The organism is Phormidesmis sp. 146-12, from assembly GCF_052939495.1.
This window is the reverse complement of record NZ_JBJPHS010000005.1, coordinates 79,038-92,954: the sequence shown is the minus strand read 5'-3', so window position 1 is coordinate 92,954 and position 13,917 is coordinate 79,038. Positions and strand designations below refer to the sequence as shown.

Here is a 13,917-nt window from a genome sequence, read left to right as displayed (position 1 = left end):
AGCTTGCAAAGCCGTCGTAGAACGACGGGGTTTCCACCCACATTTTTCGATGAACTGCAACGTGCCGACTGACATCTGCTTTTCGTTTGAGGGATTTTGTGCGCGGGGCGGCAAGACTGATGAACACCGAGACGGCTGGGGGATTGCCTTCTTTGAAGGGGCGGGCTGTCGAGTATTTTTGGATGTGAATCCGTCGATCGACTCCCCGATCGCTCAATTCATTCGTTGCTATCCGATTCACTCTAAACATGTGATTGCCCACATTCGCAAAGCGACCTTTGGCGGATTGGCCCTCGAAAACTGTCATCCCTTTCAACGCGAACTGTGGGGACGCTATTGGGCATTTGCTCACAATGGAGACTTACTCAATTTTTATCCTGAGAATGCTGGATACTACCGTCCCGTTGGTCAGACCGATAGCGAACGGGCGTTTTGCCTGATTTTGGAGACGTTGCGGCAAATATTTCCTAAAAGCAAACCGGACTTAAATCAGCTACGGCACGTTTTACAAGAGATCACGAACACGATCGCCACCCACGGTACTTTCAATTATCTACTGTCGGATGGAGAGCATTTTTTTGCCCACTGTTCGACAAAGCTTTGCTACATCGTGCGTCAGGCTCCGTTTGCGGCGGCGCATTTGATCGATGAAGATGTCACCGTCGATTTTCAGGAATTGACTCAGATCAGCGATCGCGTTGCGGTCATTGCCACCACTCCCCTCACCGATAACGAAATTTGGACGACGATCGCACCCGGTGAACTGCTCATCTTTCGAGATGGCTGTCCAGAAAGCGTCAATTTTTGAGCTTCAGAAATTCTTCTAAAGACAATTCCCATATTCCCGACCGACAAACAGGAATTCCTCTTGCTTTTTCCCAGATTCATCGGTAGGATTTATGATCAGTATCAAATACGGTTACTTGACCAGCAAGCCGTAGATTTCAGGAGCGCGCGCAATGAAGAACTGGCGGTTTAGATTCAATTCGTTGAAAAGCATTATTTCGTTGTTTGTCGTGGGTGTGACGCTGAGTTTTGCGATCGCCGCTTGTGGAAGCAACACGGCTTCGACTTCGACCAGCCCAGGCGGGGGAGCTAGTCCGGTTTCTGACCAAAAGAAAGACATTGAATTGACGCTGGTGGCTTATGCGGTTCCCAAGGCGGCCCACGATGCGATTATTCCTAGGTTTGTTGAGCAGTGGAAAAAAGAAAAAGGTCAGACCGTTATTTTTAGACAAAGCTATGGCGGATCGGGGTCACAAACACGAGCGATCGTCGATGGTCTAGAAGCCGATATCACTCACCTGGCACTGGCCGCCGACACCCTAAAACTGGTGAAAGCCGGACTCGTCAACCCAGACTGGAATACAAAGGTTCCCAATGATGGCATCGTCGCCAAATCGGTAGCGGCAATCATTACTCGCGAAGGCAATCCCAAAAATATCAAAACCTTCAACGATTTGACGCGAGATGACGTGAAGTGGGTAACCGCAAATCCCAAAACTTCTGGAGGAGCGCGCTGGAACTTTTTGGCCCTGTGGAATGCGGCAATCAAGTCAGGGAGCGACGAAGCTAAGGCAACTGAATTTGTCACCAAAGCCTTCAAAAATGTGGCGGTCTTAGCCAAAGATGCCCGCGAATCAACCGACGCTTTTGCCAAACAGGGACAGGGCGATGCCTTGATCAACTACGAAAATGAAGTAATTTTGGCTCAATCGAAGGGCGAAAAACTAGAATACGTGGTGCCAGAGGTGAACATCTCGATCGACACTCCTCTCGCCGTTGTGGACAAAAATGTAGACAAACATGGCACACGAGAAGTCGCCGAAGCCTTTGCCAAATTTATGTTTACCCCCGAATCGCAGGCGGAGTTTGTCAAGCTAGGATTCAGACCAACAGATGAAGCCTTAGCCAAGCAAAAAGAAAATGCAGACAAGTTTCCCCCTGTGAAGACGTTGGCGACGATCAAAGACTACGGCGGCTGGGATCAAGTCCAGACAAAACTCTTTGAGGACGGTGCAGTGTTTGACAAGATCGAAGCGGGCAAGTAGGAGGGGTGAGGGTTGCAATTCTACTGCGATCGCTCCTTGCCACTCATCCACTCTCCCCCTCAATCTTCTCCTATTAAGGATCGTGAATTAAACAACCTGTAATTCTCGCGGTTTCGCGTCGTTTGATTCGGCTTCTGCCCCCTAAATCCCCCAAATTTGGCGGACTTTGAACCGCGAAACTGCCTTAAATTCTAGAATGTCTGCTTTCTCAAAGTCCCCCAGACTGGGGGATTTAGGGGGCGAAGTCGCTTGGCAATAAACGATCTTATTTAATTCGCGATCCTAACAATACTTCGGACAAATTTTGAGCAGATTTTCAGGTTCAAACCCTGATTCGCTCGTGGGACAGGATCTTATTTTCAAAGTCAGGAACAGAGCCAACTGTGAAAGAATAGCTCAATGCTGGAACTGTAATCCCTGAAAGCCTTTTGGGGTCGTTCAAAAAACTGTCCGGACTATTGATCCTAAGACATTGAAGGTTAGGAGACAACTAGGAGACAAAAAACCGAACAACGAAGCAAAAAGTCCCAAGTCCCCGCTCATCCCTCATCCCTCATCCCTCATCCCTCATCCCTCATCCCTAGTTCTCATGACGACCACTGCTCCTCAAATCAATACCTCTCCTCGGAAATCGATCGTTCAGCGACTTTCTCAAGTGCCCTGGACTTGGCGAGTGATGTTGGGCTACTTGTCGGTGATGTTGTTTTTGCCGATCGCCGCCATGTTTCTCAAGGCGGCCACTGAGTCTCCTGCTGAGTTTTGGCGAATTGCGACCAGTCCGATCGCGCTGTCTACCTATGATGTCACCTTCACCACTTCGCTGATTGCGGCTCTAATCAATGGCGTATTTGGGACTTTGCTGGCGTGGGTTTTGGTGCGCTATGACTTTCCGCTAAAACGGATCATTGATGCGTCGGTTGATTTACCGTTTGCGTTGCCGACTTCGGTCGCGGGTTTGACGCTGGCAACGATCTATAGTCAAAATGGCTGGGTTGGCTCTCTGGTCGCGCCCTTTGGCATCAAGATCGCCTTTACTCGTCTGGGAGTGGGGGTGGCAATGCTCTTTATCTCGCTGCCCTTTGTCGTGCGGACAGTACAGCCTGTCTTGACAGAAATGGAAAAAGACATTGAGGAAGCAGCTTGGTGTCTGGGAGCCTCACAGCTACAAACTTTTTTGCGCGTTGTGTTGCCGCCGTTGTTGCCGTCTATTCTCACGGGTGTAGCGTTGGGATTCTCTCGTGCAGTCGGTGAGTATGGATCAACTGTAATCATTGCTTCTAACACACCATTCAGAGATCTAATCGCGCCTGTGTTAATTTTTCAGCGACTTGAGCAGTATGACTATTCGGGAGCCACTGTCATTGGAGTGGTCTTACTGATGATCTCGCTGGTGATGTTGTTGGCAATCAATCTTTTGCAAGCTTGGGGTAAGCGATATGGCTAGTGTAGATTCTTCTCTCAGTCCCGCTCGATCGAAGGTGTCTGCTTCAGCTAAGAAAAAAAGCTGGGTGCCGACGATTTTGATTGGGGTGGCGATCGTTTATCTTGCTCTAGTGATTTACATCCCCGCGCTGAATGTGTTTGTTCAAGCCTTTAGTAAGGGCGTGGGGCCGTTTTTTGCAAATCTGGTTCGTCCTGATTTTCAGGTGGCGATTCGATTGACGGTGATGTTGGCGTTGATTGCGGTGCCGTTGAATCTGGTGTTTGGGCTGTGTGCGGCCTGGGCGATCGCGCGTCGGCGGTTTCGGGGTCGGGCCTTTCTTTTGAGCGTGATTGATCTGCCGTTTTCGATTTCGCCTGTCGTGGCTGGTCTGATGATTGTGCTGCTCTATGGGCGCAACGGCTGGTTTGGCGGCTGGCTACAAGCCAATGATTTCAAAATTGTCTTTGCCTTTCCGGGAATGCTTTTGGCTTCGGTGTTTGTGAGTATGCCGTTTGTGGCGCGAGAAGTGATTCCTGTTTTAGAAGAAGTGGGGGCCGATCAAGAAGAAGCCGCGCAAACGTTGGGTGCGAATCAGTGGCAGACCTTTTGGCGGGTGACGTTGCCAAGTATTCGCTGGGGCTTGCTGTATGGGTTGATTCTCACTAATGCTCGTGCGATGGGGGAGTTTGGGGCTGTTTCAGTCGTGTCGGGCAACATTGCGGGCAAAACCCAGAGTTTACCGCTGTATGTAGAAGATGCCTATAAACAATATGAAACTCAGGCGGCTTATTCTGCGGCGGTTTTGCTGGCTTTTTTGGCGGTGGTAACGCTGGTGTTAAAGGAGATTGTAGAACGTAGAACTCGCATTAAGGATCAATAGTCATGGGTACGAAAATCGACGATCGCTTAACCGAAAAACAAATCAGAATCCGCATCCCAAAAGAGTATCATCGTGAACCTGTAATTTCTCGATTGGTCTCTGACTACGGTTTGACCGTGAATATCAAAGGTGCAATTTTGGGCGCAAATGCAGTCGGCGATGGCTGGTTTGATTTAGAACTTCAAGGAACTAATCGCCACATCGAAAGTGCATTGACTTATTTGAATGAACTGGATCTAGAAATCTGGAATAGCAGCGATGCAGACGGTTGGTAATTTTAGAATCATGCTCCTAGATTCGTCACCTCCTCATGCACGAGGGGGTTTTTTAATGTGGATTCAGTGAGAGGGTTCGCTTCCTTGTTCAGAGGCTCCTGCGTCCAATAACGAAGCAAAAAAACTTGATCGCTTCGAGTGACCCGCAAGGGGTTAAATTCACGTCTAGTTAAAAAGATCTCATTCTTAATTCTTTTTGATCAGTGCGACAGCGTTGGTAGTTTTTTTGATTTGCCATACGCTGACCTGTTTAAATAGATGTGTAAAATTACTCAACTTTGTAATCAGACTACTGAAATAGATTCCTTCATTTATATTGACGGCGATCGTCATTCCCACTATTTTAGTTTCTGATCATTCTGTAATGTTGACTTATACTAACTCTGGTTTGATGGGTGCAAGCGTCGCAGTCCTCACAAGCTACTGGACAAAGAATTTGCTATGGACGATCGTACTGGAAATGCTGGCGTTTTTTGGCTGGTGTAAGTAGTTTGTAGAAGATCTCAATCCAGTGAAGAAGATTTCGGAAACCAATTCCTCGCTGGACTGAGAGCCGTTGTGAGCAGGTAGATCAGAACGTTATTTACCCAACCAGTCGCTAAGGAGAAGTGGTTGGACTAGCAGTGGGCGAAGCGCCAGCACCAGGAGTCGTTTCGGGCGATGTCGTGGGCGCGATCGTCGGGCTTGTCGTCGGAGAAACCGTCGGACTCGCAACAGGCGGCTCAGTGACCGCAGGAGAAGTCGTCGTGCCCCCCGTACCATCCGTTCCGCTGGGCCCACAAGCGCCTAATAGCAGGGTTAATCCCAGGGCTGATGTGAGAATGATATATTTGCGATTCATGACTCCTCTCCGGTAAAGTGCAACATGAAAATTTATGAAATAGGGAGGTGTAAAAACCCATCTCAAACGTGCACTATCCTCAGTGATTGACACTCAATTGGCATCTACCTATGGGGATAGTCATTAAACGTTTAGGAAGATAAATACAACGCACACGATAGGGAAGATTCTACCTTGGATGGCGAGCCGTCAGAATACAAGTTTGTAGATTAGCATTGGTTTTGATTGCTTGAGCATAAATATGAGTTGGACTAGCTCGATACCCTACAGTTTGTAACGCTTGAATCAGATACGATCGCTTGGGAATATCCAGTTTTCCGCGTCTTCCAATCTCGCCCAACGTGTAGAAATAGGGCGGCAATTCGGCTTCGTCGGCCATCAGTTTGAGAAGATGGGATTGCTCGATCCAATTCCAGGAAGTGGCAAGTTCTGCAAGCTGCTGAAGTTTTTGTGAATGCTGTAAGGCACCTAACCACAGTGGCCCGGTGAGGGTGAGAGTGTGGCGATCGTAAGGACAATTCACCCGTCCCAAATCGCGCCAAAAGACCGTTTGATAGTCTCCGCAGTGATGACAATATCCCAAAAAACCGTAGTTCTGACTGTTGAGTAACGACTGAGAAATTAAGCGCACCATTAATCGATAGGTTTCTCCCACAAACAGAGAGAAAATTGGCTCAATGCCAAATCCTTGAGTCGCAGCAACTTGTTGTAAACTGCCGAATAAAATTCTCAAACCTTGCTCATGAATGGCAGGATGAGAACGTGAATAGGAGCCATAAAGTGCCAGACAACTTTCGGGTTCGTGTCCGGTGACGGTGCGGCCGTCTGTGCTAGTTAAATAGAGAAGTCCGCCAATTTTTGTAGCATCGAGACAGGCGCTCAAATAAGAAGCAGGAGATCCAAATCCATCGACATCCACTAAGTCGTAAAAGTCCTGGCGATCGTAACAGTTGAAAAAGATCTTTTTAGCATCCAAACAAGTAATTTGAGCCTGATTTTTAGCAAGGATGGGTTCTAAATTTTGGTGTAAAACAGCGCTGATTTCTGGATTGCCGTCGTTTGTCCAGATCCAATCCGCCTGACTTTCGAGCCAATAGCGAAGGGATCGTACACCTGACCCTGCCATCGCATCCAACACGCGCAACTGACCTGTTTCTTGCTTGTAAATTGCTGCCGCCAAAACGCCCAAGTCTCGCGCAACTTGACCCGACGATCGATAAAAGCTGTTGCCTATTTGAAATCTCGCTTTTCCCTCCGTTTGCCAGTCCATGAGTGTTTTGTTCACGACCTTAGAATTTTACAGACTTCTTTCACGAGACAGAGGGGAATTTTTTCGCCGTCTTCTAAGATTCCCGGAGATGTTGCGGATGTCATGAGTTATGAAGGCCCTGTTTCCCTTTCGATCAGCGATCGTCACGATCGTGCTTCTCATTGCGGTGGGAGTGTTGGGCTATACGATCGAGCTTTCTTTTCCGGTCAGGGCACCCAAATTAGAAAATACTTACACGCCCAAGATTCAAAAAACGCCGCAGGAAGTTGGCTCGTTTGATGTGTTGGGCAGCGTGGTTTCTAAACGGGAAGCGACTAAACTACTTGAGACAGCCGAAGGACGAGCCAGCCTTGCGCCCGAAAATGGAGCAGTCGAAATTACTCAAGATCTGATCGATTTGGGACGGGATGCGTTTTATCGAGAGACGTTTGGCAATGAGTATTTTTTTACAGATGTGTTGGGCGTGATTGATGGCAAGTTGAATTTGATTTCAATTGGCAAAGCGATCGCCGCTCTCGGCGGCAAACATACGACGAATTTGCAAGTTCCGTTAGATGAAGATGTGACGATCGGAGGTCGCCTTTTTAGAGCGGGAAGCGTGGTGAATACAGGGTTAGACGTTCCCGCAGGGTCGCTAATTCCGTTGGGAATGCAGACCTTTAAGCAAGGTGCAAAAATTCGGGTCGGCATCACCTGTGCAGCCTGTCACGCAGCCGTAGACAAAGACACCGGACGCATTCTAGAAGGTGCCCCCAACAACGATTTGGACACGGGACTGTTGCAGGCGTTTGCGACTAATTCGGCGGCAATGTTTCGGCAAACGGGCGTAAATCCGACGAAGATTCCGCTGGGCGATCGTACTTACATTAATGCCGCTGGACAAACCGCAAACTTACCCGACGCAAAAGCCGTAGAAGACGCGGTAGACGCTCAGTTAGTCGGGTGGGCCCCCGGAAATTTTGACTCGACGGGCGACAATCACAACAACCCTTCTCAAAATCCGTCTTCTTATACCTTTGAGAGCTACCCCTATGGCTGGAGCGGGTTTTCATCAGTCGGCTGGTTCCACGGATTATCGACGCTGAATAACAACGTTCACGCCACCAATTCTGATCCGACAACGGGATCATATGCCAGTCAACCAATTTTGGGCATCGACAAAGAAACGTATTTAGGCATCATGTTGCAGAATGCCGCCGATCGTCGCTTTCGATTGCCCAATGGCGCAAAACCTTCAGAATTCTTGGTCAAAGGTGACCCGACTCCGGGTAATCCCGCGATGAATGAAGTGATTAAAATGCCGGGTTATCCGAGAGGTTCAATTTTTATCGTCGATGGCTTGATGGCAAATTCTCCAGGCTATCCGGTGGGTCAACAAATCAACGCCATGTCCGCTTATCAAAATACCTTAGCGCCCCCGCCGACTGAGACGCGCGATCGAACGGCCCTACAACGAGGGGCGGTTGTTTTTGAGAAAGCAAATTGCGCTCAATGTCACAGCGGTCGTTATTTCACCAATCATTCAGTCATTGCGGCCAGCGAAATCAAGTCTCAACCCTCTCGCGCCGCTGCTCTCAAACAGTTTCCCAAAACCTTTATTTCACCAGAAACTTATCCGCCCAATACACCTGTCCCGGTTCCGCCCGATCCGCCTGTGTTAGCGGTGCCGATCGACATTACTCCACAAAGCGATCGTGATTTATCCTACGCAGTGGGCAATGAGGGCGGTTATAAAGTACCTAATTTAATTGGACTTTCGGTAACGGCTCCTTACTTACATGATGGAGGAGTGGCTGCAAGTCAAGATGCGATCTCTTTGAGTAACCCGCAAGGGGTCGAGTTGTCGGGTGATCAATTCATCGTCTCTAACCCCGATCACATGGGCATGGCAGGAACCTCAATGCAGGGGATCTTACCCGATCCGGCGGCGAGTTTGCGGGTGTTAGTCGATCGCACGCTTCGGCAAGTAGCAGTGAATGCCAATCGCAAAAATCGTGACCTACAAATCGACGAAATTGACGGCAGCGGACACGAATACTGGATTGATCCGCAAGCAGGTTTTACAACGCAGGAGCAAACAGATCTGATTCAATTTTTACTGTCGATCGATGACGATCCTGCAATACTTCCGAAATCAGTATCAACAACAGAATAATTGAGAAACGATCATTAGATTGTAATACTGCTGCCGCAAATAGCAATTACTGAAAACTTCACATCACAGGAGGCCCAAATGGCACTGTCACAAGCATTCCTAAAGTGGGAACAAGCCACTCGACAAAGCGCACGCTAGGAAGGACAGGACAACGATCGCTCATTCGTCTCCTTTTAGAACAGCGAATTGAACCGCTTTCTCAAGCCCAGAGCGATCGCATTTCCTCCCTAAATTTGGATCAACTTCAGAGGTTATCGATCGCCCTTCTCAATTTCTCAAATGTGAGTGATTTAGAAACCTGACTCAGTGATAATCAAGCCGATTAAGCCTTTCTACCTAAAAGCACATAGAGAAAAACCTCTAAACTTCTTAGTAGACCTGTAACTTCCTCAAAAGCCTCTTGTCTGGTTACAGGTGCCAGCGTCGCCGGATCGACCGGCCTAATTTGTAGCCACCGCTCTATCAGGGACTCGATCGTCTGTACGCCTTCCCAGAGCGGTAACAAACAGGCTGCTTGACTGCCTTCCAAAATGATGGGCGTGATCGAGGAAGTCGGAATATATTTTGAGATCTCAAAGGGGTGGTGCTGCTTGAGTGACTCCAACAAATCGGCTTTGATGCGATCGCTGCTCAAAACTGGATGCAACTGAATCTCGGCATTTTGCCAATCAGACGCTTCCCACTCAGAAACAGGCAGCATCAAAGTTGGCTCAGTGGGATGAGTACACCAAAAATCTAAAAGCCGATGCACGGGATGAAACAATTCAAACAATCGCAACTGTTGGGGTAGAGGAACTTCTGAAAAACTTAACTGCCAAAAAACAGGCAGATCGTCTGGCTCCCTAAACAACTCCATCAAATCCCACTGTCGCCAATTGACCATGCTGAGAAACTCTAAGTCAGTGGTTTCCAAAGCGGCAAACATATCGAGAATGGTATAGCCTTTGTCTCCTTGAAGTAGACAATTTAATAAAGTCTCTTCTTTGAGATTGTTTCCTTTTAATAAATCGCCTTCCCAGACTCTTTTCCTGAGTTCGACACTGGGCTTTAGCGCCTTCAAGGTTTCGATCGCAATTTCAATCTCTGAATCTCCCGGCTTAGAATCCATCAAGCCCAATAACTTGAAGACCTTTTGAGCGCGATAAAACCCATATCTTTGAGTCGAGCTATGCAAGTTGCCGCGAATGATTCCTTCCGGCTTTAAAACAGATTTCATTGCTCGCAGAGCCACTTCTGGATCAGGCAAAAGATAGAGAACTTCATCACAGTTAATGTAGTCAAACTCTAACCCTAATGTTGGTAGATCTTCGATCTTCAACACATGAAACTCGGCTTGATCAAATCCATGAAATTGCAGCCGTTGTTTGGCTAAACGAATAGATTCTTCGGATAAGTCAATGCCAACAATTTTTGCGCCTGGATTAGCTTCTGCCAAGATTAGAGAGGCAAAACCAGTCCCACAGCCTGCGTCTAGAATGACTTTTCCTTTTGTGTCGATCGCTGCTTGATGTTTGAGATAGTAAGGCGTGACCAAACTATGGACAAATAGAGAACTGTAATCCTCTTTAGAAGATTGTTCAAGTGGGTTTCTAGGATAGGGAGCGTTATCAAACTGGTGACGGATCTTCTCTAATAATTCGGGTGTTTGTTTGTTCATCTCGATCGCCTCAAAAACTGCTAGTGGGTAGTGGGTCAAGCGTGCCAAAAATCTCTATTTCGATCGCGCTAACAAAACAAATAAACAGCCTTCTAGACCCGTCAGAAGTTGCTTAACTTGCTCAGAGGCTTCCTGCTTGGTCACAGGCTCAAATGCTGCATTCAACGGTTTAAACTTGAGCCAATATTCCACTAATGTTGTAAACGGCTGCTCCTTTTTCCACAGGGGTAATAGACAAGCGATCGCACCAGAATCCATCATAAATCTCGTCTTTGTGGCTTTAGGAACATAGCGAGTGATTTCAAACGGCTGCTGCTGGGAAACGGCCTCCACTAGCTGTTCTTTGATGTGCGAAGTTTTTAGAACAGGATGGAGATGAACGGTTGTCGTTTGCCAATCTAGATCAGTCCACTCAGAAAGAGGCAGCTTAGGATGTGACATATTAATATGACCACACAAAAAGTCTAGTAGTCGATGCTCAGGTTGAATCAGTTCAATGATTTCTAAGCGCTGCCCGATCGACAACTCCGGCAGTTTGTTTTTCCAAAAGTCAGGCAATTTGTCTGGATCTTGGAAGAGAGACAAGATATCCCACTGTTGCCAGTTTGCCATGTTGATAAACTCTAGATCCGCTGCCTTGATAGCGCTGAACATATCAGAAATGGTATAGCCGCGATCGCCCAACAAAAGATAATTGACCAGAACTCTCTGTTTAGCTTCTGAAGAGTTTTGTGCATACAATTCAGGCTTGTAAACCATTGTCTTTAAGTTGACTTGATCTTTGAGAGCCTGCATGGTTTCTATTGCAATTTCAACCTCCATATCATCTGGCGTTCCATCCATCAAGCCCATGATCCCAAACGCTTCTTGAGCGCGAAAGAAGCCAAACCTTTGAATCAGACTATGTAAATTGGCGCGAATCATTCCATTGGGCTTGAGGACAGATCTCATGACTTCTAAACCTGCTTTCATGTCAGGCAGAAGGTAGAGAACTTCATCACAATTAATATAGTCAAACTTTAATCCTAGCTGTGGCAGATCATAGATAGAAAGTGCATGAAATGCTGCGTCATCAAATCCATAAAACCGTAAGCGTTTGTGAGCCAGATCTACAGATTCTTCGGACAGATCAATTCCTACAATTTTTGCGCCTGGGTTTGCTTCTGCCAAAATTAAGGACTTATAGCCGCTCCCACATCCTGCATCTAAAATAACTTTATCCGTTGTGTCAACGACGCTTTGATCTCTCAAGTAATAAGCCGTAACCAAACTGTGAAAGAAAAGCGATTGGTAGTTTTGCTTAGGTGATTCCTCCAGGGGCGTATTGGGATAAGGAACGTTGTTGTACTGCTGACGGATTTTTTCTAGTAGTTCGATGTCCTGATCCTTCATCTGGCTGTCTCCTGTGGGGCTTCAAAAAGCATAATACTCGTGGATTGATCGACTGGGGGCGAGTTTATACGGACGATCGCTCCTCTAAAATTCAAGTCCACATTAGAGTACCCACAGAACTTACTGAGATAAAGCAGCCTGCCGACCAATTTTCAGGGAGGTTACAGCAGCCTTGCTCTAGCTAAATTACTGGTTGAACCCATAAAAGAGGCATGAAGTCTGCCCTCACATGCGCGAAACCACGGAGCTTTTAAGCCTGATATTACTCAGGTGCCCCTTGAGCAATTGCCCCAAAGTTTTAAACAAAATGCTCAAGAAGTATCACAAAATATAAGAAAGCATCATTTGTTTCAGTTCATTGTCAGTCGCTAGTTTCTCTATTCCTTGACCAGGGTGAGAGCACTTGAATGATGCTATACTATCCGTAGTCGTTATGAGTTTGTATTAAGCTATGGCAAACCCAACCGTAGAAAATTTGGTCATTATTGGTTCTGGCCCAGCAGGATATACGGCAGCCATTTACGCAGGTCGTGCAAACTTGAAGCCTGTCATGTTTGAGGGCTTTGAGGCGGGAGGGCTGCCAGGCGGACAGTTGATGACGACGACCGAAGTCGAAAATTTCCCAGGCTTTCCAGAAGGCATCACGGGGCCCCAACTGATGGATCAGATGAAGGCTCAAGCCATCCGCTGGGGTACTGAGATGCACATGGAAGATGTGACCTTTGTCGATTTTAGTCAGCGTCCGTTTACGATTCGCTCAGAAGAACGCGAAGTCAAAGCCCACAGCGTTGTGATTGCCACAGGTGCCACAGCTAGACGGCTTGGGCTACCCTGCGAAGAACAGTTTTGGAGTAGAGGCATTTCAGCCTGCGCGATTTGTGATGGGGCGACTCCTTTGTTTCGAGGCGCGACGCTGGTAGTGGTAGGCGGCGGAGACACAGCCGCAGAAGAGTCAATTTATCTAACCAAGTACGGCGATCGCGTCAACATGCTAATCCGAACGGACAAAATGCGGGCGAGCAAAGCCATGCAGGATCGGGTGTTGAGTAATCCTAGAATTACCGTCCACTGGAATACCGAACCTATCGATGTAGTGGGCAACGATGAACATATGACGGGCGTAAAAGTCAGAGACACCAAGACGGGCGAAGAAAGCGTGATTGACGCAAAAGGACTGTTTTATGCGATCGGTCACAAGCCCAACACGGCTCTGTTTGCAGGACAGCTAGAACTGGATGAAGTCGGCTATATCGTCACCAAACACGGGTCAGTCGAAACCAGTGTCGAAGGCGTTTTTGCGGCTGGAGACGTTCAAGACCACGAATTTCGGCAAGCCATTACAGCAGCAGGAACAGGCTGCATGGCGGCCATGTTGGCAGAACGCTGGCTCTCATTCAACAACTTGGTGCAAGAATTTAGCCAAACCGAGAAGCCGATCGAAGAAGTTCCTCATGCAGAAATCGAGATTCCCGTAACGACTGAGGTGAATGTGGCGGCAACTCGACATGCAGGCGGCTTTGCGCTACGGAAGCTTTACCATGAGAGCGATCGTTTGATTATGGTCAAATACGTGTCTCCTAACTGCGGCCCGTGCCACACTTTGAAGCCAATTCTGAACAAGGTCGTCGATGAATTTGATGGCAGAATTCACTTCATCGAAATCGACATCGACCAAGACCCCGACATCGCTGAATCAGCAGGCGTGATGGGCACTCCTACGATTCAATTCTTCAAAAATAAGGGGATGGTCGCCGAAGTCAAAGGCGTTAAGCAAAAGAGCCAATATCGCGAATTGATTGAGAGCAATCTTTAGGAGGGAGAACTTCGACGATCTGTTCCCCCTTTGGGGGTAATCCGCTTTGCGATGAGGGATGAAAGGGGATTTTGGCTCTTCAGGGTCGATTGTTTAGCAATGCTGAACTTTGAGTTTGAGTTGAAGTCCTCTAAGATTGTCTTCTAAACTCATCCTTCCT

The 13,917-nt window shown here is 47.7% G+C and carries 13 protein-coding genes; 9 read left to right on the top strand and 4 right to left on the bottom strand.

All coding sequences use genetic code 11. From position 1 onward, the window contains the following. From ACKFKF_RS04050 to ACKFKF_RS04025, 6 genes are all read left to right on the top strand, one after another. The coding region (locus ACKFKF_RS04050; protein ID WP_446866492.1) for a class II glutamine amidotransferase at nt 1-808 on the top strand (808 nt) is incomplete at its 5' end. A gap of 151 nt (nt 809-959) precedes the next feature. Beyond that, complete coding sequence (locus ACKFKF_RS04045; RefSeq protein WP_446866491.1) at nt 960-2,051, top strand: sulfate ABC transporter substrate-binding protein; 1,092 nt, start codon at nt 960-962, stop codon at nt 2,049-2,051. A gap of 589 nt (nt 2,052-2,640) precedes the next feature. Then, on the top strand, nt 2,641-3,495 hold the full coding sequence (gene cysT / locus ACKFKF_RS04040) for a sulfate ABC transporter permease subunit CysT (protein ID WP_446856801.1): 855 nt from the start codon (nt 2,641-2,643) through the stop codon (nt 3,493-3,495). Beyond that, nucleotides 3,488-4,354, top strand: a complete 867-nt coding sequence (cysW, locus tag ACKFKF_RS04035; protein ID WP_446866490.1) for a sulfate ABC transporter permease subunit CysW — start codon at nt 3,488-3,490, stop codon at nt 4,352-4,354. Before cysT ends, cysW begins: the two co-directional genes overlap by 8 nt. Before the next feature lie 2 nt (nt 4,355-4,356). After that, complete coding sequence (locus ACKFKF_RS04030) at nt 4,357-4,629, top strand: NIL domain-containing protein (protein ID WP_446856803.1); 273 nt, start codon at nt 4,357-4,359, stop codon at nt 4,627-4,629. 301 nt (nt 4,630-4,930) lie between these two features. Continuing rightward, a complete protein-coding gene (locus ACKFKF_RS04025; protein ID WP_446866547.1) occupies nt 4,931-5,119 on the top strand; it encodes an AzlD domain-containing protein in 189 nt (62 codons plus the stop codon). A 108-nt stretch (nt 5,120-5,227) separates the two neighbouring features. Here the strand turns inward: ACKFKF_RS04025 and ACKFKF_RS04020 are convergent, their stop codons facing one another. Together ACKFKF_RS04020 and ACKFKF_RS04015 are read right to left on the bottom strand one after the other, a co-directional pair. Continuing rightward, nucleotides 5,228-5,470 (bottom strand): hypothetical protein, encoded by a 243-nt coding sequence (locus tag ACKFKF_RS04020; protein WP_446866489.1) that lies wholly within the window; start codon nt 5,468-5,470, stop codon nt 5,228-5,230. Between the two features lie 169 nt (nt 5,471-5,639). Beyond that, nucleotides 5,640-6,740, bottom strand: a complete 1,101-nt coding sequence (locus ACKFKF_RS04015) for a tRNA (guanine-N1)-methyltransferase (protein ID WP_446866488.1) — start codon at nt 6,738-6,740, stop codon at nt 5,640-5,642. Between the two features lie 109 nt (nt 6,741-6,849). Between ACKFKF_RS04015 and ACKFKF_RS04010 the strand changes: the two genes are divergently transcribed. Together ACKFKF_RS04010 and ACKFKF_RS04005 are read left to right on the top strand one after the other, a co-directional pair. Next, complete coding sequence (locus ACKFKF_RS04010; protein ID WP_446866487.1) at nt 6,850-8,895, top strand: hypothetical protein; 2,046 nt, start codon at nt 6,850-6,852, stop codon at nt 8,893-8,895. Nucleotides 8,896-8,999: 104 nt separating this feature from the next. Continuing rightward, complete coding sequence (locus tag ACKFKF_RS04005) at nt 9,000-9,197, top strand: DUF4351 domain-containing protein (protein WP_446866486.1); 198 nt, start codon at nt 9,000-9,002, stop codon at nt 9,195-9,197. Between the two features lie 20 nt (nt 9,198-9,217). Here the strand turns inward: ACKFKF_RS04005 and ACKFKF_RS04000 are convergent, their stop codons facing one another. Continuing rightward, nucleotides 9,218-10,600, bottom strand: coding sequence for a class I SAM-dependent methyltransferase (locus ACKFKF_RS04000; RefSeq protein ID WP_446866485.1), 1,383 nt, complete (start codon nt 10,598-10,600; stop codon nt 9,218-9,220). Between the two features lie 6 nt (nt 10,601-10,606). After that, nucleotides 10,607-11,944 carry a class I SAM-dependent methyltransferase gene (locus tag ACKFKF_RS03995; RefSeq protein WP_446866484.1) on the bottom strand — a complete coding sequence of 446 codons (1,338 nt, stop codon included), beginning with the start codon at nt 11,942-11,944 and terminating at the stop codon, nt 10,607-10,609. A gap of 451 nt (nt 11,945-12,395) precedes the next feature. On the opposite strand from ACKFKF_RS03995, the gene trxB reads away from it, so the two are divergent. Beyond that, nucleotides 12,396-13,757, top strand: coding sequence for a thioredoxin-disulfide reductase (gene trxB, locus ACKFKF_RS03990; RefSeq protein WP_446866483.1), 1,362 nt, complete (start codon nt 12,396-12,398; stop codon nt 13,755-13,757). Nucleotides 13,758-13,917 lie beyond the last annotated feature (160 nt).

Bases quoted from the DNA above. Each gene is read 5' to 3' on its own strand.
- cysW (WP_446866490.1), top strand. From the start codon at position 3,488: ATGGCTAGTGTAGATTCTTCTCTCAGTCCCGCTCGATCGAAGGTGTCT.
- ACKFKF_RS04030 (WP_446856803.1), top strand. From the start codon at position 4,357: ATGGGTACGAAAATCGACGATCGCTTAACCGAAAAACAAATCAGAATC.
- cysT (WP_446856801.1), top strand. From the start codon at position 2,641: ATGACGACCACTGCTCCTCAAATCAATACCTCTCCTCGGAAATCGATC.
- ACKFKF_RS04020 (WP_446866489.1), bottom strand. From the start codon at position 5,470: ATGAATCGCAAATATATCATTCTCACATCAGCCCTGGGATTAACCCTG.
- ACKFKF_RS03995 (WP_446866484.1), bottom strand. From the start codon at position 11,944: ATGAAGGATCAGGACATCGAACTACTAGAAAAAATCCGTCAGCAGTAC.
- ACKFKF_RS04010 (WP_446866487.1), top strand. From the start codon at position 6,850: ATGAAGGCCCTGTTTCCCTTTCGATCAGCGATCGTCACGATCGTGCTT.
- trxB (WP_446866483.1), top strand. From the start codon at position 12,396: ATGGCAAACCCAACCGTAGAAAATTTGGTCATTATTGGTTCTGGCCCA.
- ACKFKF_RS04045 (WP_446866491.1), top strand. From the start codon at position 960: ATGAAGAACTGGCGGTTTAGATTCAATTCGTTGAAAAGCATTATTTCG.
- ACKFKF_RS04015 (WP_446866488.1), bottom strand. From the start codon at position 6,740: ATGGACTGGCAAACGGAGGGAAAAGCGAGATTTCAAATAGGCAACAGC.